This is a genomic window from Winogradskyella sp., from assembly GCF_028282165.1.
In the GTDB taxonomy this organism is placed as follows: Bacteria; Bacteroidota; Bacteroidia; order Flavobacteriales; family Flavobacteriaceae; genus Winogradskyella.
The window spans coordinates 63668-88018 of record NZ_JANQIM010000001.1; the positions used below are offsets into that span (position 1 = coordinate 63668).

A 24351-nucleotide genomic window follows, 5' to 3' on the forward strand; every position below is an offset into this window, starting at 1 on the left:
TCAGTTTTTGATGATTCTTTCTACCGTACTTCCAACACTCGAATTAATTTCTAAGAAATATACACCATTTACATAATTTGAAACATCTACCTCTACATCCGTTGAATCGAATACATTGGTTTCTATAAGTCGACCCTGAATATCATAAACTTTAATCCTCTCAATTGGCAGTGAAGCATCAATAGTGATGAAATCATTAGCAGGATTCGGATATATTTTAATTGAACTATCAAAACTGAGGTCATTAGTAGATAGCACCTGAAAATTGGTCTGGGCTATATTGGTGATTATGGGAAAATTATAATCAAAATAGATTTCGGCTTGTTGCGCAACATCGTCACCAACGGTTAACGTATATAGTGTTTTAATCTTAAAGAGTATGTTACCTATGACATTAGGTGCCAAATTGATATCGTCAAATATGAATTCTACTCTATTTCCATTAATTCTGGCGTACATGTCGTGAGATGCATTCAATATTTGTAAAGAGCTTAAATCGTACTGCGCTTCATCAATATCATTTCTTACTACCACAAAAATTGCCGGAGCAGTACCTGTATTCTCAAATCGAATATTATAGTGTAAATACTCGCCTATCTTGTCTGGCGATACCACGTCTCCTTCCAAGCAAGTGATGTCATTGGGATCATACGAACCAATTACAACCTCTTGCAAAATGAATGTATTATCATTAGCTGTTTCGTCGTTGGCAACTGGGTTAATGGTTGCAGTGAAATCCAACATGTCACCAATATTCACTGCAGGAGTTTCCATTGGTGAATTAACATTAAGTACGAGATCTATAACTCTAGTTTCAAACGGAATTAAGTCTACATAATCCCAAGAAAGACTACCTGAGCTCTGTAAAGTAGGTGTTTCAGATGTTGATATAAGGTCTAAAACTGCAGCATCATAGTTGAAGTTAATATTGCCCGAAAGTGATTGATTCCCTTTGTTCTTATATACGATTTGATAGTCCGCATCAAATCCAGGTCGGGCTGGAACAATGGGAACAATAACTATTTCGAGGTCATTATGAATGCCATTGGGCGTAATGCAAAAATCTTGACTCACCGAATTATTTAAGTCTGTGAAATCAACAACTGTATTTAAAGGAGAGACATTAAAAAAATCTGGGCTCTCAAGTTCTGGGGTTAGTTGATAATTCCCTGTTTCTGTATAAAAAGTGTATTCCCCCAATTGGTTAGAAAACGTATAGCCTAAAGGTGTCCCATCATCTACGCGAATTCTTACATTTGTTAAGTCATGGTCTGAATTAGCGCAACCATTGTTATCTAAATCTAACTTTACAATTCCCGAAATGGTATTATAATCACCACCAGGTGCAAAGGTACAATGAGTGCTTATGGGGCCTTGAAAATTTGTGAATTCTTGAAATACCAATATCTCTTCCTCATCTGCACATATAAACTCAATGGGATTGTTCGAAATATCTAATAAAAAAAATATAGTACTCTCATCAAATGAGACTCCTCCATTTTTTATATTAATATTTGTAATTTGATTATTTTCACAGCTCCATGATTCTAGTTCATTGTTATTACTTAAATCCAATTCTGTCAATAAGTTATCTGAACAAAAGAATTTCGTAAGATTAGGTAATAAAGAGAAATCGAAATAAGACATTTGGTTGTCAGAAAAAGATAAAAAATCAATGTTTTGATCTTGGGCTACTTCAATATTTGTTAATTGATTATCAGAACAAACTAAATACTCCAAGTTATCATTTTGAGACACATCTAGTAGTGCTAAATTATTGTATCGACAGTCTAATGATTCTAAATTGAGGTTTTGTTCCACATTGAGCGTTGAGAGGTTATTATAACTACAACTTAGAGATACCAAATTAGGGTTTTGAGTAACATCAAGATTTGAGAGGTTATTATAACTACAACTTAGAGACACCAAATTAGGGTTTTGAGTAACATCAAGATTTGAGAGGTTATTGGAATTACATCTCAAATTCTCTAGGTTAAGGTTTTGAGTCACATCGAGGGTTGTGAGATTATTGGAATGGCATTCAAATACTTCCAGGTTAAGACATTGAGCCACATCCACATTGCTAATTTCATTATTACCAAAACTCAGTTGTTTCAAACTCACGTGTTGAGATACATCTAACACCGTTATATTATTTTTATCACAATTTAAAAATTCAAGATCGAGGTTTTGAGAAATGTCTAAACTACTTAACTCATTCTCTGAAATTGATAGATATTCTAAATCAATATTTTGAGATAGATCTATACTGGTCAAATAATTATCTGATAAATATAGATTAATTAGATTTGGGTTTTGGGATACATCTATACTTGTTAATTGATTGTTTCTCAAACTCAAAAATTGTAAGTTACTATTTGAAGAAATATCTATTATCTGTAAATCATTTCCCCAACATGACAAATGGTTTAAACTAGTGAATGCTTCGATACCCGTTAAGTCCGAAACATCTTGATTAATTATGCTTAGCCTAAATATTTGCAAAGCTTCCTGCACCTCGATCTCACTATTATTGTTAGTATCAATAGTTACAGGATTGTCATCAGCATCAAAAGCAATACCCAAAGAGGAACTCGCTTGCAATAATCTTGCCTTAAAATTAGGGTCTGGAATGTCTACAATTTGAGCTTGTATTGTACTAAAAAGGGAAATACATAGAAGAAGAGATAGAAGTGATTTCATAGCGATTGATTTCTTTAAAGATGTCGATTGACCGAAATGGTTGCGTCAAAAAAAGAAATGAATTTGTATTTTCTTACAAATACTGTTTAAATGACTGTTACCTCGTGAATGCGTTTTTACCTACAAAAAAACCTACTCAAATCAATGAATAGGTTTTTAAATTTGTGTATAATTTGAAGGCTATTACTTCACCTTAAACGCTTGTTCTTGAGGAAAATAAGCCACATCACCAAGCTCTTCTTCAATACGCAATAACTGGTTGTATTTTGCCATTCTATCAGAACGAGAAGCAGAACCTGTTTTAATTTGTCCTGTGTTTAATGCCACGGCTAAATCGGCAATGGTATTATCTTCGGTTTCACCAGACCTATGAGACATTACAGAGGTATAACCTGCATTTTTTGCCATATTAACTGCGGCTATAGTTTCGGTTAAGGACCCAATTTGATTCACCTTAATTAATATCGAATTAGCAATACCGTTTTCTATACCTCTTGATAAGCGCTCTACATTGGTCACAAATAAGTCATCACCTACCAATTGTACACTATCACCTATTTTATCAGTTAGCAACTTCCATCCTTCCCAATCGTTCTCGTCCATACCATCTTCAATTGAGATAATTGGATATTTAGAAGCCAACTCAGCAATATATTCTGCCTGCTCAGCCGATGTTCTAACTACACCCGACTCCCCTTCAAATTTTTTATAGTCATATTTGCCATCAATATAGAATTCTGCTGCTGCACAGTCTAAGGCAATCTTTACATCCTCACCAAAGGTGTAACCAGCTTTTTCAACGGCTAGTTTTATTGAATCTAAAGCATCTTCTGTTCCGCCTTCTAAATTTGGTGCAAATCCACCTTCATCACCAACAGCAGTGCTTAACCCTCTATCGTGTAATACTTTCTTTAGGTTATGAAAAATTTCGGTGCCCATTTGCATAGCATGTGTAAAGTTTTTAGCCTTTACTGGCATAATCATAAACTCTTGAAATGCAATTGGTGCGTCACTGTGCGAACCGCCGTTAATGATATTCATCATGGGTACTGGCAGTGTATTGGCAGATACACCTCCGACATATCTGTACAATGGCATGCCTAATTCGTTAGCTGCTGCTTTAGCAACGGCTAATGATACGCCTAATATAGCATTAGCACCTAATTTGGATTTATTTTTTGTACCGTCTAAATCAATCATTAATTGATCTATGGCATTCTGCTCAAACACAGACACCCCCAATAATTCTTGAGCGATCACAGAATTAACATTCTCAACAGCTTTTAAAACGCCTTTGCCCATGTAGGTATCGCCACCATCCCTCAACTCTACGGCTTCGTGCTCACCTGTAGAGGCGCCAGAAGGCACAGCGGCTCTTCCCATAATTCCGCTTTCGGTAACCACATCCACTTCTACGGTAGGATTACCTCTAGAATCTAAAATTTGTCTTGCGTGTACATTAACTATAATGCTCATCTTTAAATTGTTTTAGTTATTTAATCAAAATAAACAAGTAAGATATACTGAAACATTCCGATAGCCATCGGGACAGCATAACATACTCATGCCAGTCAAAATTACGAAATTATGTACCGTAAAACAGAACAAAAATCATAATTGCGATTAATATTTACGATAATGTTTTCGCAACTAAAAAAACGCAACAGAACTTAATTTTTGTTGCGTTTTTTCTATTAAGCGTTTTTGATATTTTCTATAAACTGATCGAACAAATACACTGAATCATTTGGCCCAGGACTAGCCTCGGGATGGTACTGTACTGAGAAGCAGTTTTTATCTTTAATCTTAATGCCTGCAACCGTGTCATCGTTAAGATGCACATGTGTAATCTCAACATTAGCATTAGCTTCTGTTTCTTCTCTGTTGATAGCGAAACCATGGTTTTGAGAGGTGATTTCGCCCTTGCCTGTAATTAAGTTTTTAACGGGGTGGTTAATTCCTCTGTGACCGTTATGCATTTTATAGGTAGAAATGCCATTGGCCAAGGCAATAACTTGGTGCCCCAAACAAATACCAAATAAGGGTTTGTTTCTAGATATGATTTCTTTAGCCACAGTTTGTGCTTCAACTAAAGGTTCTGGATCGCCAGGCCCATTAGATATAAAATAACCATCTGGATTAAAGGCCTCTAAATCTTCAAACTTAGAATTATGTGGAAACACTTTTATATAGGCATCCCTTTTTGCCAAATTTCTTAAAATGTTCTTTTTAATGCCTATATCTAATGCAGAAATCTTATACTTGGCATTTTCATTACCAAAATAATAAGGCTCTTTAGTAGAGACTTGGGACGCCAATTCTAAGCCTTCCATATTAGGTTGCTCGGCTAATTGCTTTTTCAAGCTTTCAATATTATCGACTTCGGTTGAGATTACAGCATTCATGGCTCCATGATCCCTAATATAACTTACTAATGCTCTAGTATCTACATCAGAAATGGCTAGGGTATTGTGTTCTTCAAAAAACGCTTCTAACGACGCATCACCTCCAGGTCTAGAATACTCAAAGCTAAAATTCTTGCAAATGAGGCCTGCTATTTTTACTGTATCAGATTCGATCTCATCTTCCTTGGTACCGTAGTTACCTATGTGCGCATTTGTGGTCACCATCAACTGTCCGTAATACGATGGATCAGTAAAAATTTCCTGATAACCTGTAGTCCCTGTATTAAAGCATACTTCACCAAATGCTGTACCTTCCTTACCTATAGATTTTCCATAGAAGATAGTACCGTCTGCTAATAAAATTAGTGCTTTCTTTCTTTGTTTGTATTTCATGTGCAGTATTTATAGAGATTCCTGACGTGACAGGAATGAAGTTTTACAAAAATCCAAAAAAAAAGGATAAACTGAAATAGTTTATCCTTGATATTTATCAATGCTTATTAACATTTATTCTTCTTCGTTAGTCGCTTGAGTTTCTACTGGAGGAACAGCAGCAGTAGCTTTCTTACCACCACCTCTTCTACTTCTACGCGTCGATTTCTTAGCAGGTTTACCAGCATTGTAAAGCTCGTTATAATCTACCAATTCTATCATTGCCATATCAGCGTTATCACCCAATCGATTTCCTAACTTGATAATTCTTGTGTATCCACCTGGTCTATCACCTACTTTTGCAGCAACATCCCTAAACAATTCTGCAACAGCTTGTTTTTGTCTTAATCTAGACATTACTATTCTTCTGTTGTGCGTTGTATCTTCCTTAGATTTTGTAATCAAAGGCTCAACAAACTGCTTTAAAGCTTTAGCCTTAGCTGTTGTTGTGTTAATACGCTTGTGCTCAATTAAAGAACAAGCCATATTAGCTAACATTGCTTTTCTGTGAGCAGATTTTCTACCTAAATGGTTGAATTTTTTTCCGTGTCTCATGACTTTTGTTTTATCATCTTGCTACCAAATTCCGACGATTTCTGTCGGAAGAGCAAAATATGATTAATAATAATTATACTTACTTGAATGAGATTCTTGCCTATGCAGGAATAACAATCGTTAGTCTTTATCTAATTTATATTTGCTTAAATCCATTCCAAAGTTAAGCCCCTTAACATTTACTAGTTCTTCTAGCTCTGTTAAAGACTTCTTACCAAAGTTTCTGAATTTCATTAAGTCGTTTTTATTGAATGATACCAAATCACCTAATGTATCAACTTCTGCTGCTTTTAAACAGTTTAAGGCACGCACAGAAAGATCCATGTCGACTAACTTAGTCTTCAGCAATTGTCTCATGTGAAGTGATTCTTCATCATAAGTCTCTGTCTGTGCAATTTCATCCGCTTCAAGTGTAATGCGCTCATCAGAGAATAACATGAAGTGGTGGATTAATATCTTAGCGGCTTCCGTTAATGCATCTTTTGGATGAATTGATCCATCAGTTTGAATTTCGAAAACTAATTTTTCGTAATCCGTCTTTTGCTCTACACGGAAGTTTTCAATACTGTATTTTACATTCTTTATTGGTGTGTAGATAGAATCCGTAAAGATAGTTCCTATAGGTGCAGAAGCTTTTTTATTTTCTTCAGCAGGAACGTAACCTCTTCCTTTCTCAATCGTTAACTCCATATTGATATTTACTTTAGGATCTAAGTTACAGATAACTAAATCTGTATTTAGTACTTGGAATCCTGAAATAAACTTTTGAAAATCACCAGCTGTGATTTGCTCTTGTCCTGAAATTGAAATTGTAACGGTTTCGTTATCAACTTCATCAATTTGACGCTTAAAATTAACCTGCTTTAAGTTCAAGATCATTTCAGTAACATCTTCAACTACACCTGAAATTGTAGAGAACTCATGGTCTACGCCTTCTATTCTCACTGATGTAATTGCAAAACCCTCTAAAGACGATAGTAATACTCTACGTAAAGCATTACCGACTGTTAATCCGTATCCTGGCTCTAAAGGTCTGAATTCGAACTTCCCTTCAAAATCAGTTGAAGAGATCATGATTACTTTGTCAGGCTTCTGAAAATTTAATATTGCCATTGTTGTTCTTCGTTTTGATTGTTATTTAGTTGCGCGGTTTATAAGTTTGAAGAAGACCAATAAACCCTTTGGCCAAATCCCAATATGATTAATTTATTATTTAGAATAAAGTTCAACGATAAATTGCTCGTTGATTTGCTCTGGAATCTGAATTCTTGCTGGAACTGAAACATAAGTTCCTTGCATAGTATCGTTATTCCAGGTAATCCATTCGTATACAGTGCTAGAGTTAGCTAATGAATTTTGAATAGTTTCTAAAGACTTAGATTTTTCTCTTACACCTACAACATCTCCAGCTTTTAGTTGATAAGAAGGAATATTTACCTTTTCGCCATTAACTGTAATGTGTCTGTGCGATACCAATTGTCTTGCACCACTTCTTGATGGGGCGATACCCATTCTGTAAACCACGTTGTCTAAACGCGATTCACATAATTGTAATAAAACCTCACCCGTAATACCTTGAGCAGCTGTTGCTCTTTTAAACATGTTTCTGAATTGACGTTCTAAAATACCATAAGTGTATTTTGCTTTTTGCTTTTCAGCTAATTGGATAGCGTATTCAGATTTTTTTCCACGTCTTCTGTTATTTCCATGTTGACCTGGAGGATAGTTTCTTTTTTCGAAGGCTTTGTCATCTCCGAAGATAGGTTGCCCGAATTTACGAGCGATTTTTGTTTTAGGACCAGTATATCTTGCCATTTTAATTGAATTATGAGAGCGATTCTAAAATTAAGGTCTTAAGCTTATCCTTCTACAATCGTAAGTCTCTCGTTGATACTTGTTTATTTAAAATTTTTCAGTTTGCAAATTTACGCAAAATAAACTAATCTCAACACTTATTGTTGAGATTAGTTTACCTTAAAAAAACCTGAAACTAGTTCAGATTAAACGCGACGTCTTTTTGGTGGACGACAACCGTTATGTGGCATTGGCGTAACATCGATAATTTCTGACACTTCAATACCTGCATTATGTATAGATCTTATAGCAGATTCTCTACCATTACCTGGACCTTTTACATAAACTTTTACTTTCTTTAAACCAGCTTCTTTTGCAACTTCTGCTGCATCTTCTGCTGCTAGCTGTGCAGCATAAGGGGTATTCTTTTTAGAGCCTCTAAAGCCCATTTTACCAGCTGATGACCAAGAGATCACATCCCCTTTTTTATTTGTTAAAGAAATGATGATGTTATTGAATGAAGCTGTAATGTGCGCTTCTCCAGTTGCATCAACAATTACTTTACGTTTTTTTGTACTTGACTTTGCCATATCTTTTAGTTTCTAGTGTTAGCTTTTAGTTGTTAGAATCCTAAACATTTCTATTTCGAGCAGATTCATCTAACTACTAATTACTAATGACTACTGTCTGTTATTATTTAGTTACTTTTTTCTTGTTAGCAACTGTTTTTCTTCTACCTTTTCTTGTACGAGAGTTGTTCTTAGTACGTTGTCCACGTAATGGAAGGCCAGCTCTATGACGAATACCTCTGTAACATCCTATATCCATTAAACGCTTAATGTTTAATTGCGTCTCTGAACGTAACTCACCTTCGATCTTATAAGACCCAACGGCCTCACGAATGGCTCCGATTTCGTCGTCGGTCCAATCTTGTACCTTAGTGCTTTCGTCAACTTTAGCGGTCTCTAAAATTTCTTTAGCTCTACTTCTACCTATTCCATAGATATAAGTTAAGGACACTACTCCTCTTTTTTGTTTTGGTATATCTACACCTGCAATTCTTGCCATATAATTTAGTTTTTAGCTGTTAGTTTTTAGTTGTTAGAATCCTAAACATTTCTATTTCGAACAGATTCATCTAACTACTAATCACTAATGACTTTTCTTTTATCCTTGTCTTTGTTTGAATCTAGGATTCTTTTTGTTAATAACGTAAAGTCTTCCTTTACGACGTACCAATTTGCAATCGGCACTTCTCTTTTTAACTGATGCTCTTACTTTCATCTTTATTCAGTTTAAAATTCAAGGTTCAAGGTTCAAAATTCAAGTTTAAAACACTATAAACTTTGAACTTTAAACTCGAAACTTTTTAGTATCTATAAGTTATACGAGCCTTCGTTAAATCGTAAGGGCTCATTTCTAATTTTACTTTATCACCTGGTAATAACTTAATATAATGCATACGCATTTTACCAGATATATGTGCTGTCACAATGTGACCATTTTCTAATTCTACACGGAACATAGCGTTTGATAATGCTTCGATTATCGTTCCGTCTTGTTCTATTGCTGCTTGCTTTGCCATAAATTATTTTTAGTGTTCAATCCTCATTTAACAAATACCTTGCCTAAAATTCAGCATTGAACTTTCCAAATTGGTTTTATAAATTATGCAGTAACAGATTTTCTGTTTTTACCTGTTTTCATCAAGCCGTCATAATGCTTATTCAATAAATAAGAATTAATCTGCTGCATCGTGTCAATAGCTACACCAACCATAATTAATAGTGATGTTCCTCCAAAGAATAATGCCCATCCTTGCTGCACACCAACTAACTGATATACGAAAGCTGGAAACACCGCTACTAAGGCCAAGAATATAGATCCTGGTAAAGTAATCTGAGACATGATCTTGTCTAAATATTCGGCTGTTTCTGTACCTGGTCTGATACCTGGAATAAACCCACCACTACGCTTTAAATCGTCTGCCATTTTATTCGTTGGAACTGTAATTGCCGTATAGAAATACGTAAATATGATAATCAACAATCCGAAAACTAAGTTGTACCAGAACCCAAATATATCCTGAAAATTAGCTTGCATCCACTGACCTACACCACTTTCAGGACCGAAAAGCTTACCTATATATGCTGGCGCAAACATAATCGCCTGAGCGAAAATAATTGGCATTACACCTGAAGCATTTAACTTCAATGGTAAAAACTGACGTGAACCAAACACATTTTTCTCATAGCCTCCAGATGCAGTTCTTCTTGCATACTGAACAGCAATTTTACGAACTGCCATGACCAAGAATACAGATGCCAAGATAATTAAGAACCATATCACAAGCTCGATCAAGATCATCATGAATCCTCCATTACCACCTTCTAGTCTCGAAAACATATTCTGAGCAAAGGATTGTGGCATTGTAGCAATGATACCCACCATAATTAATAATGAGATACCGTTACCAATACCTTTATCTGTAATCTTTTCACCTAACCACATCGCAAATACACAACCTGTTACTAAAATAATTACAGAAGAGAAGTAGAATACACCTTCAGAAAAGCCAGGAATTAACATTTGGCTAATTGATTGTAAACCAGATAATGATGGAATAGTTCCTAAATAAGCTGGAGCCTGTACCAAACATATACCAATAGTCAACCAACGTGTAATCTGAGTGATTTTCTTTTGCCCGCTGGCACCTTCTTTTTGAAGCTTTTGTAAATAAGGAATAGCAATACCCATTAATTGAACCACAATCGATGCAGAGATGTAAGGCATAATACCCAATGCAAATACTGAAGCATTAGAGAAACCTCCACCGGTAAAGGCATTGATTAACCATAATAAACCTCCTTGAGCAGCTGAATCTTGTAATTCCGCTAATTTAGGAAAATCAACACCTGGCAATACCACTTGAGCACCAAAACGGTATACTAATAAAAGACCTAGGGTTAAGACAATTCTATCCTTAAGCTCAGTGATTTTCCAGACGTTTTTTAATGTTTCTATTATCTTCATCCTTATATATTCTTATAAAGTTACAGCTTCACCACCAGCAGCTTCAATAGCAGCTTTTGCCGTAGCAGTAAATTTATGAGCAGTAACTGTTAATTTTGCCTTTAACTCACCTCTACCTAGGATTTTAACTAGATCATTCTTTCTAGCTTTTCCTAATGATACAAGTGTTTCAAAATCTACAGTATCCTTGATTTTCTTTTCGTCTACCAACTCTTGTAAAGTATCTAAGTTGATACCTTGATACTCTACGCGATTAATGTTTTTAAATCCGTATTTAGGCACACGTCTTTGTAAAGGCATTTGTCCACCTTCAAATCCTAATTTCTTAGAATACCCAGAACGTGATTTGGCTCCTTTGTGCCCTCTTGTCGCAGTACCACCTTTACCAGATCCTTGACCACGTCCAACGCGTTTACCTTGATTTTTTACTGAACCTTCTGCAGGTTTTAAATTACTTAAATCCATTTTTAAGTGTATATTTTTAAGCTTCTTCTACAGAAACTAAGTGTTCAACTTTCTTTACCATACCAAGGATACTTGGCGTGGCATCGTGCTCAACTACTTGACCAATTCTTTTTAAACCTAAAGCTTCTAATGTTAGCTTTTGTCTTTTGGTTCGATTGATTGCACTTTTTACTTTGGTTACTTTAATCTTTGCCATTTTATGCTAGTATTAAGTAGATAGTATCAAGTATTTAGTATTCTCTGGTGCAGTTAAAAACTACTAACAACTAATTACTTTGTACTTCATACTATTTTTTTATCCTTTAAATACTTTTTCAAGTGAAATTCCACGCTCTCTTGCTACTGCATTAGCATCTCTTAATTGTAATAAAGCATCAAATGTTGCTTTTACTACATTGTGAGGGTTAGAAGATCCTTGAGACTTTGATAATACATCATGTACACCAACAGCTTCAAGTACCGTTCTTACAGCACCACCAGCAATAACTCCTGTACCGGGTGCAGCTGGAATAATATTTACTCTAGCACCACCATATTTCCCTTTTTGTTCGTGCGGCAATGTACCTTTTACAATAGGGATTCTTACTAAGTTCTTCTTGGCATCTTCTACGGCCTTAGCAATTGCTGTAGCTACATCCTTAGATTTTCCTAAGCCATGTCCTACGACACCTGCCTCATCACCTACTACAACAATAGCAGAAAAACCAAATGCTCTACCACCTTTTGTTACTTTAGTAACACGCTGTACACCAACTAGGCGATCTTTTAATTCTAATCCACCTGGTTTTACTAATTCTGCGTTTTTATATTTTTGATACATAATGTCTTAAAATTTAAGTCCTGCTTCTCTAGCACCTTCTGCTAATGATTTTACTCTTCCGTGATATAAGTAACCACCTCTATCAAAAGAAATAGTTTCAACACCAGCTTTTATAGCTTTTTCCGCAACAGCCTTACCTACTAAAGCAGCAACTTCAGTCTTATTACCTTTAGACTTTGCAATATCTTTATCTCTTGAAGATGCAGCAGCAATGGTTTCACCAGTTACATCATTCACAACTTGAGCATAAATCTCTTTATTACTTCTAAAAACAGTTAATCTTGGTCTTGCCTCAGTACCAGATACTACCTTACGGATTCTGTTTCTTATTCTTGTTCTTCTTTCGTTCTTTGTCAATGCCATATTGATTTACGATTTTTGATTAACGATTTTTGATTTTTTCACTTACAAATTTTACTTCGCAATTCTAAAATCTACAATCGTAAATTCTATTATGCTGATTTACCTGCTTTTCTTCTAATTTCTTCACCAACAAACTTGATACCTTTTCCTTTGTAAGGTTCTGGCTTACGGAAGCTACGAATCTTCGCTGCAACTTGGCCAACTAATTGCTTATCGTGTGATGTCAATTTAACGATTGGATTTTTACCTTTTTCAGATACGGTCTCTACTTTTACTTCTGGAGCAATGTCCATAACGATATTATGAGAAAAACCAATAGCTAAATCTAACTTCTGTCCTTGATTAGATGCTCTATAACCTACACCTACTAATTCTAATTCTTTAGTAAATCCTTTAGAAACACCTTCTATCATATTAGCAATTAACGCTCTGTAAAGACCGTGTTTTGCTCTGTGATCTTTTTTATCAGAAGGACGAGCAAGTGTTAATGTACCGTCTTCTAATTTTATTTCAACATCTGAATATGCTTGAGATAATTCGCCTAATTTACCTTTAACAGTAATGACGTTATCTTTGATCTCAACAGTTACACCTTCAGGAACTGCTATTGGGCTTTTACCTATTCTTGACATAATTTCCTGTTTTTAGTAAACGTAACATAATACTTCGCCACCGACATTTTCTCTTTGCGCTTGCTTACCTGTCATTACACCATGAGAGGTAGAAACAATTGCAATCCCAAGACCATTTAATACTCTTGGCATTTCGTTAGCGCCAGCATACTTACGTAAACCTGGTTTACTGATTCTTTGAATTTTTTTGATGACAGACTCTTTGGTGTCCTTATTGTACTTTAAAGCAATTTTAATAGTACCTTGAACTGAAGAATCGTCAAATTTGTAACTTAAAATATAGCCTTGATCGAATAATATTTTAGTTATCTCCTTTTTTAAGTTAGATGCAGGAATCTCAACCACTCGGTGATTAGCCTTTACTGCATTTCTAACTCGCGTTAAATAATCCGCTATTGGATCTGTGTACATAATTTTAAATTTTAGGAAATGGTTTCCGTTCTGACGATAAATGTCTGAACGAACCTAAATCCCGATTATACAATAGTTATATTGATAATTGTACAGAAGCTAATTCGCTTCACCAATGTTACCAACTTGCTTTTTTTACTCCAGGAATTAACCCTTTATTAGCCATTTCTCTAAACGTTACACGAGAGATACCAAACTGTCTCATATAACCTTTTGGTCTTCCTGTAAGTTTACAACGGTTATGCTTACGTATTGGTGATGCGTTTTTTGGTAACTTTTGTAATGCTTCGTAATCGCCTGCTTCTTTTAAAGCTTTTCTTTTCTCAGCATATTTAGCAACCGTTTTAGCACGCTTCACCTCACGAGCTTTCATTGATTCTTTAGCCATACTTAATTCTTTTTAAATGGTAATCCTAGTTCTGTTAATAAGGACTTCGCTTCTTTATCTGTTTCGGCCGAAGTCACAAATGTAATATCCATACCAGAAATCTTATTGATCTTGTCGATATCGATTTCTGGGAAAATAATCTGTTCTGTTACACCTAAGTTGTAGTTTCCACGGCCATCAAAACCATTAGCCTTAATACCGTTGAAATCTCTAACTCGCGGTAACGCTGTTGTTACTAAACGATCTAAGAACTCATACATTTGCTCTCCACGTAAAGTAACTTTTGCACCAATTGGCATTCCTTTACGTAACTTAAAAGATGCTACGTCTTTCTTAGAAATTGTTGCAACGGCTTTCTGTCCAGAAATTTTTGTCAATTCATCAACTGCATGATCAATCAACTTCTTATCTGCAACAGCAGCACCTACACCTCTAGATAATACGATCTTTTCAAGCTTTGGTACTTGCATTACATTCTTATATCCAAATTCTTCTGTAAGAGCAGGAACAACTTTTTCCTTGTACTCTTTTTTTAATCTTGCAACGTAAGCCATAATTAAATTACTTCATTAGATTTTTTAGAAAATCTCACTTTTGTGTCGCCATCCATTCTATAACCTACTCTTGTTGTTTCACCTTTACTTGTAAGTAAAGACAAGTTAGAGATATGGATTGATGCTTCTTTCTCAACAATGCCACCTTGAGGATTTTGTGCACTTGGTTTAGTATGCTTCTTAACCATATTAACACCTTCCACAATGGCTCTGTTTTTATCTTTTAATACCTTAAGTACTTTACCTTCTGATCCTTTATGGTCACCGGCAATGACTTGTACTGTATCTCCTGATTTTATTTTAAGCTTTGTCATCTTACTTATCAATTAAAGCACTTCTGGTGCTAATGATACAATTTTCATGAATTGTTTATCACGAAGTTCTCTCGCTACAGGACCAAAGACACGTGTTCCTCTCATTTCACCCTGAGGATTTAAAAGCACACATGCATTGTCGTCAAATCTAATGTAAGAGCCATCAGGACGTCTTACTTCTTTGGCTGTACGTACAACAACTGCAGTTGAAACAGCGCCTTTTTTGATATTCCCATTAGGTGTTGCATCTTTTACAGATACTACAATTTTATCGCCTACAGAAGCATATCTCTTTTTTGTTCCGCCAAGTACACGGATAGTTAATACTTCCTTTGCACCTGTATTGTCAGCTACTTTTAATCTTGATTCTTGTTGTACCATAATTACTTCGCTCTTTCAATTATTTCTACTAATCTCCAACACTTGGATTTACTTAAAGGTCTTGTTTCCATGATCTTAACAGTATCTCCTTCGTTGCAGTCGTTTTTCTCATCGTGTGCAACATATTTCTTTGTCTTTAACACGAACTTTCCATACATAGGGTGTTTTACTTTCTTTACCTCTGAAACAACAATGGATTTCTCCATTTTGTTACTCGTAACAACTCCTATACGTTCTTTTCTTAAATTTCTTTTTTCCATCTTTCAGCAGAATACAATTATTGTTCGTCTCTTTTAGTTAATTCTGTCGCCAATCTTGCCACTGTACGTCTTACTGTACGTAACTGAATTGGGTTTTCTAAAGGAGAAACTGCGTGAGCCATTTTAAGGTCAGCATAACTCTTTTTTGTCTCACTAAGTTTTTCTTGTAACTCAGCTGTAGAAAGCTGTTTAATTTCTGATTGCTTCATAATTCCTTTTATTAAGCTTCGTAATCTCTAGCTATGATAAACTTAGTTTTTACTGGAAGTTTTTGTGCTGCTAAACGCAATGCCTCTTGGGCTACGTCTAATGGTACACCACTTACTTCGAATAATATGCGTCCTGGTTTTACAACAGCTGCCCAATATTCAACGGCACCTTTACCTTTACCCATACGTACTTCGAGAGGTTTCTTTGTAATTGGTTTGTCTGGAAATATCTTAATCCATAACGAACCTTCTCTCTTCATGTAACGTGTAGCGGCGATACGTGCTGCTTCTATCTGACGAGACGTTATAAAAGACGAGTCTAATGATTTGATTCCGAAAGTACCATTTGATAACAAATGTCCTCTTCCAGAATTACCCTTCATACGACCTTTTTGCTGCTTACGAAATTTTGTTCTTTTAGGCTGTAACATTTTCTTCTTATTTAAAGATTACTTTCTACGACGTTGGTTTTTGTTTCCACCACGTCCACCTTTTCCTTTTTGCTTAGAAAGACCTACTAATGGAGAAAGTTCTCTTTTTCCATAAACTTCACCTTTCATTATCCACACTTTCACACCTAATCTACCATAAGTGGTATGTGCTTCAACAAGAGCATAATCAATATCTGCTCTGAATGTGGATAACGGAATACGTCCTTCTTTGTAGTGCTCAGAACGTGCCATTTCAGCACCGTTTAAACGACCACTAATTTGAACTTTGATTCCTTCAGCATTCATGCGCATTGCTGCAGCGATAGCCATTTTTATTGCTCGTCTGTAAGAAATTCGACTTTCTATTTGACGTGCAATACTTGCTGCAACTAAATGTGCATCTAGCTCAGGTCTCTTAATCTCAAAGATGTTCAACTGAACTTCTTTACCAGTAATTTTTTTAAGCTCTTCTTTTAGCTTGTCTACCTCTTGACCACCTTTACCGGTAATAATACCAGGTCTAGCAGTAGTGATAGTAACGGTTACAAGTTTAAGTGTACGCTCTATAATTACTCTACTTACACTAGCTTTTGATAAACGCGCATGGATATACTTACGGATTTTATCATCCTCAGCAAGTTTATCTCCATAATCATTTCCGCCATACCAGTTAGATTCCCATCCTCTGATAATACCTAAACGATTTCCGATTGGATTTGTCTTTTGTCCCATACTTCTATCTTAGCTTTGTGTTTTATTTAATGCATCGATAACCACCGTTACGTGATTAGAACGCTTTCTAATTCTATGTGCTCTACCTTGAGGTGCAGGGCGTAAACGTTTTAACATTGTTCCTCCATCTACTCTAATCTCCTTAATATAAAGATTAGCTGCCTCAACATCAGCATCTTCGTTTTTAGCTTGCCAGTTAGCAATTGCTGACATAACCAACTTCTCTAAACGACGAGCTGCTTCTTTAGGGCTAAACCTAAGAATCTGAAGCGCTCTCTCAGCCTTCTCACCTCTTACCAAATCCGCTACTAGACGCATCTTTCTTGGAGATGTAGGACAGTTATTTAGCTTAGCAAAAGCAACTTGCTTTTTCTCAGCCTTAATAGCTTCCGCCATTTGTTTTTTACGACTTCCCATGATTCTTATTTTTTACCTTTATTTTTTGCCCCTGCGTGACCACGGAATGATCTCGTTGGTGAAAATTCTCCTAATTTATGACCTACCATATTTTCAGTAATATATACTGGTACAAATTGACGACCGTTATGAACTGCTATCGTCTGACCAACAAAATCCGGAGATATCATCGATGCTCTAGACCAAGTTTTAATTACCGTCTTTTTGTTTGAAGCTACATTCTCTGCAACTTTCTTCTCTAATTTATAGTGGATATAAGGTCCTTTTTTTAATGAACGTGCCATACTATCTTAATTATTTCTTTCTACGTTCTACAATATACTTGTTACTCGCTTTCGTTTTAGAACGTGTTCTATAACCTTTAGCAGGAATACCGTTTCTAGATCTTGGATGACCACCTGAAGACTTACCTTCACCACCACCCATTGGGTGATCTACTGGATTCATTACAACTGGTCTTGTACGTGGACGTCTTCCTAACCATCTTGTTCTACCTGCTTTACCAGATACTAATAATTGATGATCTGAATTAGAAATAACACCTATCGTTGCCATACACGCTACTAATACCATTCTTGTTTCGCCAGATGGCAATTTGATGGTTGCAAACTTTCCATCTCTTGCCATTAACTGAGCAAATGCCCCTGCACTACGTGCCATAACAGCACCTTGACCAGGACGTAACTCTATACAAGAAATAATAGTACCCAAAGGTATTTCACTTAATGGCATTGCATTTCCAATTTCTGGAGCTATGCCTTTCTCACCAGAGACAACATTTTGTCCTACTTGTAAACCATTTTGAGCGATGATGTATCTCTTTTCACCATCTTGATAGTTTAATAGTGCAATAAAAGCTGTTCTGTTTGGATCGTACTCAATGGTTTTAACTTCTGCTGGAATACCAGTTTTGTTACGTTTAAAATCTATGATACGATACTTCTTCTTATGACCTCCACCAATGTAGCGCATGGTCATTTTTCCTTGACTGTTTCTTCCACCAGATCTTTTTTTCGGAGCAAGCAAGCTTTTCTCCGGCTTATCAGTAGTAATGGCGTCAAATCCATTTACTACTCTAAAACGCTGAGCTGATGTGATCGGTTTTAATTTTCTTACTGACATTTTTTTGCTTTTTGCTTTTGCCTTTAGATTTTAAATACTTTTCTACCCAACAATGAGTTTCTAATACCTAATACCCAAAACCTTTTTTACATGTTAGCGTATAAATCAATGGTCTCACCTTCCGCCAGTTGTACAATTGCTTTTTTAACAGCATTTGTTTTACCATGTTGAATACCCGTTTTTGTGTAACGCGTTCTTCTATCTGGACGGACATTTATAGTACGAACTTTTTCAACAGAAACACCGTAAGCAGCTTCAACCGCTTTTTTGATTTCTACCTTGTTCGCCTTTGTATTCACTTCGAATGCATAAGCATTTAACAACTCACTTTGCATGGTTGCTTTTTCTGTGATAATCGGTTTAATTAAGATACTCATCTGTGTTCTATTTACTTAAATTCGATTCAATTCCTTCTAATGCACTTTCTAAAAGAACAACTTTATTAGCGTTCATAATCTTATAAGTGCTTAATTCTGAATTAGTTATAACCTCAGAACCTTTCAAATTGCGCGACGACAAATATACATTATTATTCGTGTCGCCCAACACAAACAGAGATTTTTTGTTGTCTATCTCTAATGCTTTCAAAACATCAACGAAATTTTTAGTCTTTGGTGCATCAAAATTGAAATCCTCTAATACAACAATTGATTTATCGTTTGCTTTGATACTTAATGCAGATTTACGTGCTAATCGCTTTACGTTTTTGTTTAATTTAAAACCGTAATTTCTTGGTCTTGGACCAAACATACGACCACCACCTTTAAATACACCAGACTTTATAGAACCTGCACGTGCAGTACCTGTTCCTTTTTGCTTTTTGATCTTACGTGTACTACCTGCTATTTCTGCTCTTTCTTTTGCCTTATGCGTTCCTTGTCTTTGGTTTGCCAAATACTGCTTAACATCCAAATACACTGCATGATTATTAGGCTCAATAGCGAATACGTCTTTAGAAAGCTCAGCTGTTCTACCCGTATCTTTTCCGTTTATATCTAAAACTGCTACTTTCATTATTTCTCAATAATTACATAAGAGTTTTTGTGTCCTGGAACACAACCTTTTACTACAAGTAAGTTCTTTTCTGGAACTACTTTGTATACTCTTAAATTTTGAACTTTAACTGTTTCACCACCCATTCTTCCGGCCATCTTCATTCCTTTAAATACTCTTGCAGGATATGAAGCTGCACCAATAGAACCTGGCGCTCTTAAACGGTTGTGCTGACCATGTGTTGCTTGACCTACACCACCAAAACCATGACGCTTTACTACACCTTGAAAACCTTTACCTTTAGAAGTTCCTGAAATATCCACGAACTCACCTTCGATAAATTGCTCTACCGTAATAGCATCACCTAATTTGTACTCCTCGCCAAAACCTTTAAATTCTACGACTTTGCGTTTTACAGAAGTACCCGCTTTCTTAGCGTGCCCATTGGCAGCCTTATTAGCGCTCTTTTCTGTCGCGTCATCGAAACCTAACTGAAGTGCATTGTAACCATCCACTTCTTCAGTTCTGACTTGGGTAACGATACATGGACCTGCTTCGATGACTGTACATGGAATGTTCTTTCCATTTTCATCGAAAATGCTGGTCATACCGATTTTTTTTCCAATTAACCCAGACATATTTATTTATTATTAATTATTATTATTTCTTATCTTTCTTTATATTCTTCTATTTAACAAACTTTGCCGTAAACTGCACTGGATTTTGATTAGCATCATCTGAACTAGTCCAGAAAAAATTAGTGTAAACAAAGGTAATCTCATCATTACTAATTGATAAAATCTGTTGTCCAAAATCGTCATCCCCAGTGAGTATTAAACTACCATCCGTAATAGAAAATGTACCTGAAATAACGCTAAACGTATCGCATTCCAAAGGGAATACTTCTACCTGAACGCCATTCGGCCCTGATGAACTCGACCCATTTTGATAAACCGAAAATTCAGTAAAATTAATGGTATACGTATCATCCTCAGATAATACGATTCTAAAATCACAATTAATTAAACCAATAATATCAGAAGTGTTAAAACTTCCGTTAGCATCGGCATCTATAGTTTCGCTTGGAACAAGACTTGAAAGCATATATGTTCCAGTGACACTAGTTTCTTCACCATTACCATTACCATTGCCATCGTCATCACTATTACATGAAAAACTCAAAACTGTGACTGCCAACAGTAAATAAACTCTTAATATTTTTTTTCCTTTTTTCATTTGTTTTAAAATTTCAAGGCTGAAAAATACCTTTCAGCCTTGAATTGTATTTTTTACCGTTTTTCCTTCGCTCGCAGCTCCGGACATTTTATCCTGAACTTGATTCAGGATCTCATCATGAGATTCCTGCCTACGCAGGAATGACATTACACCTTGATCTCAACCTCTACGCCGCTTGGTAACTCAAGCTTCATTAACGCATCAATTGTCTTAGAAGACGAAGAGTAAATATCCAGTAATCTCTTATATGAGCTTAACTGAAATTGTTCTCTAGACTTCTTGTTAACATGAGGTGAACGTAACACAGTGAAAATCTTCTTGTGTGTTGGTAATGGAATTGGACCTGTTACCACAGCACCTGTACTCTTTACTGTTTTTACAATCTTATCAGCAGACTTATCAACTAAATTATGATCGTAAGACTTTAATTTTATTCTAATTTTCTGACTCATTTCCTTTTTAGTTTTAAGCTTCTACGCCTTTTGCTGCTTTGATTACTTCTTCAGATATATTTTGAGGTGTCTCCGCATAGTGAGAAAACTCCATAGTCGATGTTGCTCTACCAGAAGATAATGTTCTTAATGCAGTAACATAACCAAACATTTCAGATAATGGCACATTAGCCTTCACCACTTTGGAACCTGCTCTATCGCTCATGTCATTAACTTGACCACGACGACGGTTAAGGTCACCTACAATATCACCCATGTATTCTTCGGGTGTTAATACTTCCAATTTCATAATTGGTTCCATAATCACAGCTTTTGCAGCTTTTGCAGCAGCTTTAAATCCTAACTTCGCAGCCAATTCGAATGATAACTGATCAGAATCCACATCGTGGTAAGAACCATCCGTTAAAGTCACTTTCATCGAATCTACCTCGTAACCTGCTAATGGACCATTGACCATTGCCATTTTGAATCCTTTCTCTACAGAAGGAACAAATTCTTTTGGTACGTTACCACCTTTAATCTCTGAAACGAATTCAAGACCTTGCTTTCCTTCTTCAGCTGGCTCTAGTGTAAACACAATATCCGCGAATTTACCACGTCCACCAGATTGCTTCTTATAAACTTCTCTGTGTTCTGCACGTTGCGTAATCGCTTCCTTGTACTCTACCTGAGGCTGACCTTGATTAACTTCGACCTTAAACTCACGCTTCAAACGATCTACAATAATATCTAAGTGAAGCTCACCCATACCAGAGATAATCGTCTGACCTGAAGCCTCATCTGTTCTAACAGTAAATGTTGGGTCTTCTTCAGCTAATTTTGCTAAAGCCATACCTAACTTATCTACATCTGCTTTTGTTTTAGGCTCTACAGCGATACCGATTACTGGATCTGGGAAATCCATCGATTCTAATACGATAGGATTCTTTTCATCCGAAAGGGTATCACCTGTTTTAATATCTTTAAATCCTACTGCTGCTCCAATATCACCCGCTTCGATAAACTCGATAGCATTTTGCTTATTAGAGTGCATTTGGTAAATACGTGAGATACGCTCTTTTTTACCTGATCTGTTATTTAAAACATAAGAACCAGCATCTAAACGACCAGAATAAGCACGGAAGAATGCTAAGCGACCAACGAAAGGATCAGTAGCAATCTTAAATGCTAAAGCAGAGAATGGTTCTTTTACATCTGGTTTACGAGAAATCTCAGTGTCTGAATCTGGTTCAGTACCTACAATTGCCTCCTTATCTACTGGAGAAGGCAAATAGCGACATACAGCATCTAACAAGAACTGTACACCTTTATTTTTAAAGGCAGAACCGCAGATCATCGGGATGATTGACATATCCATAACAGCAGCTCTTAATGCAGCATGTACTTCATCTTCAGTAATAGAATCTTCATCTTCCATAAATTTTTCAAGAAGATTCTCGTCATAACTTGCTACCTCTTCAATAAGATTTGCTCTTAATTCTGCTGCTTCTGCTTTTAGTTCTTCAGGAATATCGATAACATCAAACGTTGCACCTTGAGTTTCATCGTGCCAAACAATAGCGCGATTCTTTACCAAGTCAACGATTCCTTTAAAATCCGCTTCGTCACCAATGTTCATTACGATTGGCACAGCATTAGAACCCAACATATCTTTTACTTGTTGGCAAACCGCCATAAAGTTAGATCCTTGACGATCCATTTTATTAACGAAACCAATACGTGGCACTTTATAGTTGTCAGCTAATCTCCAGTTAGTTTCAGATTGTGGCTCAACACCATCAACCGCACTAAACAAGAATACTAAACCATCTAATACACGTAAAGAACGGTTTACCTCAACAGTAAAGTCAACGTGACCGGGAGTATCGATAATATTAAAGTGATAACCTTTAGTTTCTGGCGTTGGTTGTCCGTTTTCTATTGGAAAATTCCATGTACAAGTTGTCGCAGCAGAAGTAATGGTAATACCTCTTTCCTGCTCTTGCTCCATCCAGTCCATAGTAGCGGCACCATCGTGTACTTCACCAATTTTATGAGAGACACCTGTATAATAAAGGATACGCTCTGTTGTAGTAGTTTTACCAGCATCGATATGTGCTGCAATACCTATATTTCTAGTATATTTTAAATCTCTTCCCATTTTTTTAATTAAAATCTAAAGTGTGAGAATGCTTTGTTTGCTTCTGCCATTTTGTGAGTATCTACTCTTTTCTTAACGGCTGCACCTTCTTCTTTAGCGGCAGCTAAAATTTCTGCTGCTAAACGTTGTGCCATAGATTTTTCGTTTCTTTTGCGCGCATAGCCAATCAACCACTTCATGGCAGTTGACACCTTACGATCTGGACGAATTTGCATTGGGATTTGGAATGTTGCACCACCCACACGACGGCTACGTACTTCTACGTGAGGCATCACGTTAGATAAAGCATCTTTCCAAACCTCTAAGGCTGTTTTTTCGTCATTATTTTTTTTCTCCTCAACAATATCAATTGCATCGTAGAATACTTTAAAAGCTACAGACTTCTTACCATCCCACATCATGTTGTTAACAAAACGTGTTACCAACTGGTCGTTAAACCTTGGGTCTGGTAAAAGCGGTCTCTTTTTTGCTGCTCTTTTTCTCATGTCTTCTTTTTAGTTTTTAGCTGTTAGCTGTTAGCTATTAGCTTTAAATTACTTTTTAGGGCGTTTTGCACCATACTTAGATCGACGTTGTGTGCGACCAGCAACACCTGCTGTATCTAATGCGCCACGAACGATGTGATATCTAACACCTGGCAAATCTTTTACCCTTCCACCTCTAACCAATACTATCGAGTGCTCTTGTAAGTTGTGACCTTCTCCACCGATGTATGCATTTACCTCGTTTCCGTTTGTTAAACGAACCCTTGCTACCTTACGCATTGCTGAGTTAGGCTTTTTAGGTGTTGTTGTATAAACACGAGTACATACACCACGTCTTTGCGGACACGAATCCAAAGCAGCCGATTTACTCTTCTTGGTTATTTTGGCTCTTCCTTTTCGTACTAATTGTGAAATTGTTGGCATATAAATTTTAATATAAATTAAAAACCCTCACTTTTGAGGGCTGCAAAGGTAGAAATTAAAATCAATAATTCAAATAGCATCTTGCTTATTTTCGAAAAGAAAAAGTATTGATTTTTAAATGCATATATAATAAGGTCTATTTTTACGTTTTCTTGTTAGATCTTTTAGTTATTTGATGAGCCCAACCCGCTTTCTAAAATT

The 24351-nt window shown here is 36.1% G+C and carries 36 protein-coding genes; all 36 read right to left on the minus strand.

Annotation, left to right across the window (positions count from 1 at the left end; translation table 11 throughout):
• Positions 1-2703: a T9SS type A sorting domain-containing protein gene (locus Q0972_RS00280; RefSeq protein ID WP_299361124.1), complete on the minus strand. Its 2703-nt coding sequence runs from the start codon at positions 2701-2703 to the stop codon at positions 1-3.
• 183 nt (positions 2704-2886) lie between these two features.
• A complete protein-coding gene (gene eno / locus Q0972_RS00285; RefSeq protein WP_299361126.1) occupies positions 2887-4179 on the minus strand; it encodes a phosphopyruvate hydratase in 1293 nt (430 codons plus the stop codon).
• Positions 4180-4397: 218 nt separating this feature from the next.
• The gene (gene carA / locus Q0972_RS00290) at positions 4398-5501 is read right to left on the minus strand and encodes a glutamine-hydrolyzing carbamoyl-phosphate synthase small subunit (RefSeq protein WP_299361128.1); all 1104 of its coding nucleotides are present in this window, start codon (positions 5499-5501) and stop codon (positions 4398-4400) included.
• Positions 5502-5615: 114 nt separating this feature from the next.
• Positions 5616-6095: a 50S ribosomal protein L17 gene (rplQ, locus tag Q0972_RS00295; RefSeq protein WP_299361130.1), complete on the minus strand. Its 480-nt coding sequence runs from the start codon at positions 6093-6095 to the stop codon at positions 5616-5618.
• A 120-nt stretch (positions 6096-6215) separates the two neighbouring features.
• Positions 6216-7208: a DNA-directed RNA polymerase subunit alpha gene (locus Q0972_RS00300; protein WP_299361133.1), complete on the minus strand. Its 993-nt coding sequence runs from the start codon at positions 7206-7208 to the stop codon at positions 6216-6218.
• 96 nt (positions 7209-7304) lie between these two features.
• On the minus strand, positions 7305-7910 hold the full coding sequence (rpsD, locus tag Q0972_RS00305) for a 30S ribosomal protein S4 (protein WP_299361135.1): 606 nt from the start codon (positions 7908-7910) through the stop codon (positions 7305-7307).
• Positions 7911-8095: 185 nt separating this feature from the next.
• Positions 8096-8479, minus strand: a complete 384-nt coding sequence (gene rpsK, locus Q0972_RS00310) for a 30S ribosomal protein S11 (RefSeq protein WP_299361137.1) — start codon at positions 8477-8479, stop codon at positions 8096-8098.
• Between the two features lie 103 nt (positions 8480-8582).
• Entirely contained in the window at positions 8583-8957 is a 375-nt protein-coding gene (gene rpsM / locus Q0972_RS00315; RefSeq protein WP_076620355.1) for a 30S ribosomal protein S13, read from the minus strand.
• A gap of 99 nt (positions 8958-9056) precedes the next feature.
• Entirely contained in the window at positions 9057-9173 is a 117-nt protein-coding gene (ykgO, locus tag Q0972_RS00320; RefSeq protein WP_008269159.1) for a type B 50S ribosomal protein L36, read from the minus strand.
• Positions 9174-9258: 85 nt separating this feature from the next.
• Positions 9259-9474: a translation initiation factor IF-1 gene (gene infA / locus Q0972_RS00325; protein WP_007094967.1), complete on the minus strand. Its 216-nt coding sequence runs from the start codon at positions 9472-9474 to the stop codon at positions 9259-9261.
• An 83-nt stretch (positions 9475-9557) separates the two neighbouring features.
• Entirely contained in the window at positions 9558-10922 is a 1365-nt protein-coding gene (gene secY, locus Q0972_RS00330) for a preprotein translocase subunit SecY (protein ID WP_299361141.1), read from the minus strand.
• Between the two features lie 12 nt (positions 10923-10934).
• Positions 10935-11387 carry a 50S ribosomal protein L15 gene (gene rplO / locus Q0972_RS00335; RefSeq protein WP_299361143.1) on the minus strand — a complete coding sequence of 151 codons (453 nt, stop codon included), beginning with the start codon at positions 11385-11387 and terminating at the stop codon, positions 10935-10937.
• Between the two features lie 16 nt (positions 11388-11403).
• Positions 11404-11583, minus strand: coding sequence for a 50S ribosomal protein L30 (rpmD, locus tag Q0972_RS00340; protein WP_111685480.1), 180 nt, complete (start codon positions 11581-11583; stop codon positions 11404-11406).
• Between the two features lie 99 nt (positions 11584-11682).
• Positions 11683-12207, minus strand: coding sequence for a 30S ribosomal protein S5 (rpsE, locus tag Q0972_RS00345; protein WP_299361147.1), 525 nt, complete (start codon positions 12205-12207; stop codon positions 11683-11685).
• A gap of 6 nt (positions 12208-12213) precedes the next feature.
• On the minus strand, positions 12214-12570 hold the full coding sequence (rplR, locus tag Q0972_RS00350) for a 50S ribosomal protein L18 (RefSeq protein WP_299361149.1): 357 nt from the start codon (positions 12568-12570) through the stop codon (positions 12214-12216).
• Positions 12571-12659: 89 nt separating this feature from the next.
• Positions 12660-13202, minus strand: a complete 543-nt coding sequence (gene rplF / locus Q0972_RS00355; protein ID WP_299361152.1) for a 50S ribosomal protein L6 — start codon at positions 13200-13202, stop codon at positions 12660-12662.
• Positions 13203-13214: 12 nt separating this feature from the next.
• Positions 13215-13613 carry a 30S ribosomal protein S8 gene (gene rpsH / locus Q0972_RS00360; RefSeq protein ID WP_299361155.1) on the minus strand — a complete coding sequence of 133 codons (399 nt, stop codon included), beginning with the start codon at positions 13611-13613 and terminating at the stop codon, positions 13215-13217.
• A gap of 118 nt (positions 13614-13731) precedes the next feature.
• Positions 13732-14001 (minus strand): 30S ribosomal protein S14, encoded by a 270-nt coding sequence (gene rpsN, locus Q0972_RS00365; protein WP_299361157.1) that lies wholly within the window; start codon positions 13999-14001, stop codon positions 13732-13734.
• A gap of 2 nt (positions 14002-14003) precedes the next feature.
• A complete protein-coding gene (gene rplE, locus Q0972_RS00370) occupies positions 14004-14555 on the minus strand; it encodes a 50S ribosomal protein L5 (protein ID WP_299361160.1) in 552 nt (183 codons plus the stop codon).
• A 2-nt stretch (positions 14556-14557) separates the two neighbouring features.
• Positions 14558-14869, minus strand: coding sequence for a 50S ribosomal protein L24 (gene rplX / locus Q0972_RS00375; protein WP_299361163.1), 312 nt, complete (start codon positions 14867-14869; stop codon positions 14558-14560).
• Positions 14870-14881: 12 nt separating this feature from the next.
• Entirely contained in the window at positions 14882-15250 is a 369-nt protein-coding gene (rplN, locus tag Q0972_RS00380; protein ID WP_111685487.1) for a 50S ribosomal protein L14, read from the minus strand.
• Between the two features lie 2 nt (positions 15251-15252).
• The gene (rpsQ, locus tag Q0972_RS00385; protein WP_111685488.1) at positions 15253-15510 is read right to left on the minus strand and encodes a 30S ribosomal protein S17; all 258 of its coding nucleotides are present in this window, start codon (positions 15508-15510) and stop codon (positions 15253-15255) included.
• A gap of 17 nt (positions 15511-15527) precedes the next feature.
• On the minus strand, positions 15528-15719 hold the full coding sequence (gene rpmC / locus Q0972_RS00390; RefSeq protein WP_299361176.1) for a 50S ribosomal protein L29: 192 nt from the start codon (positions 15717-15719) through the stop codon (positions 15528-15530).
• 11 nt (positions 15720-15730) lie between these two features.
• Positions 15731-16150: a 50S ribosomal protein L16 gene (gene rplP, locus Q0972_RS00395; RefSeq protein ID WP_299361178.1), complete on the minus strand. Its 420-nt coding sequence runs from the start codon at positions 16148-16150 to the stop codon at positions 15731-15733.
• Between the two features lie 18 nt (positions 16151-16168).
• Positions 16169-16882 carry a 30S ribosomal protein S3 gene (gene rpsC, locus Q0972_RS00400; protein ID WP_299361180.1) on the minus strand — a complete coding sequence of 238 codons (714 nt, stop codon included), beginning with the start codon at positions 16880-16882 and terminating at the stop codon, positions 16169-16171.
• 9 nt (positions 16883-16891) lie between these two features.
• A complete protein-coding gene (rplV, locus tag Q0972_RS00405) occupies positions 16892-17299 on the minus strand; it encodes a 50S ribosomal protein L22 (protein ID WP_299361182.1) in 408 nt (135 codons plus the stop codon).
• A gap of 5 nt (positions 17300-17304) precedes the next feature.
• Positions 17305-17583, minus strand: a complete 279-nt coding sequence (gene rpsS, locus Q0972_RS00410; protein WP_111685493.1) for a 30S ribosomal protein S19 — start codon at positions 17581-17583, stop codon at positions 17305-17307.
• 10 nt (positions 17584-17593) lie between these two features.
• On the minus strand, positions 17594-18421 hold the full coding sequence (gene rplB / locus Q0972_RS00415; protein WP_299361184.1) for a 50S ribosomal protein L2: 828 nt from the start codon (positions 18419-18421) through the stop codon (positions 17594-17596).
• 86 nt (positions 18422-18507) lie between these two features.
• Positions 18508-18798: a 50S ribosomal protein L23 gene (gene rplW / locus Q0972_RS00420; protein WP_111685495.1), complete on the minus strand. Its 291-nt coding sequence runs from the start codon at positions 18796-18798 to the stop codon at positions 18508-18510.
• Positions 18799-18805: 7 nt separating this feature from the next.
• Positions 18806-19435 (minus strand): 50S ribosomal protein L4, encoded by a 630-nt coding sequence (gene rplD / locus Q0972_RS00425; protein ID WP_299361186.1) that lies wholly within the window; start codon positions 19433-19435, stop codon positions 18806-18808.
• Positions 19435-20052: a 50S ribosomal protein L3 gene (gene rplC, locus Q0972_RS00430; protein WP_299361187.1), complete on the minus strand. Its 618-nt coding sequence runs from the start codon at positions 20050-20052 to the stop codon at positions 19435-19437. Before rplC ends, rplD begins: the two co-directional genes overlap by 1 nt.
• A gap of 49 nt (positions 20053-20101) precedes the next feature.
• Entirely contained in the window at positions 20102-20650 is a 549-nt protein-coding gene (locus Q0972_RS00435; protein ID WP_299361189.1) for a hypothetical protein, read from the minus strand.
• 146 nt (positions 20651-20796) lie between these two features.
• Positions 20797-21102 (minus strand): 30S ribosomal protein S10, encoded by a 306-nt coding sequence (gene rpsJ, locus Q0972_RS00440; protein ID WP_007650482.1) that lies wholly within the window; start codon positions 21100-21102, stop codon positions 20797-20799.
• Positions 21103-21115: 13 nt separating this feature from the next.
• A complete protein-coding gene (gene fusA, locus Q0972_RS00445; protein ID WP_299361191.1) occupies positions 21116-23242 on the minus strand; it encodes an elongation factor G in 2127 nt (708 codons plus the stop codon).
• Between the two features lie 8 nt (positions 23243-23250).
• A complete protein-coding gene (rpsG, locus tag Q0972_RS00450) occupies positions 23251-23727 on the minus strand; it encodes a 30S ribosomal protein S7 (protein WP_299361193.1) in 477 nt (158 codons plus the stop codon).
• A gap of 48 nt (positions 23728-23775) precedes the next feature.
• Positions 23776-24150: a 30S ribosomal protein S12 gene (gene rpsL, locus Q0972_RS00455; RefSeq protein WP_008269190.1), complete on the minus strand. Its 375-nt coding sequence runs from the start codon at positions 24148-24150 to the stop codon at positions 23776-23778.
• Positions 24151-24351 lie beyond the last annotated feature (201 nt).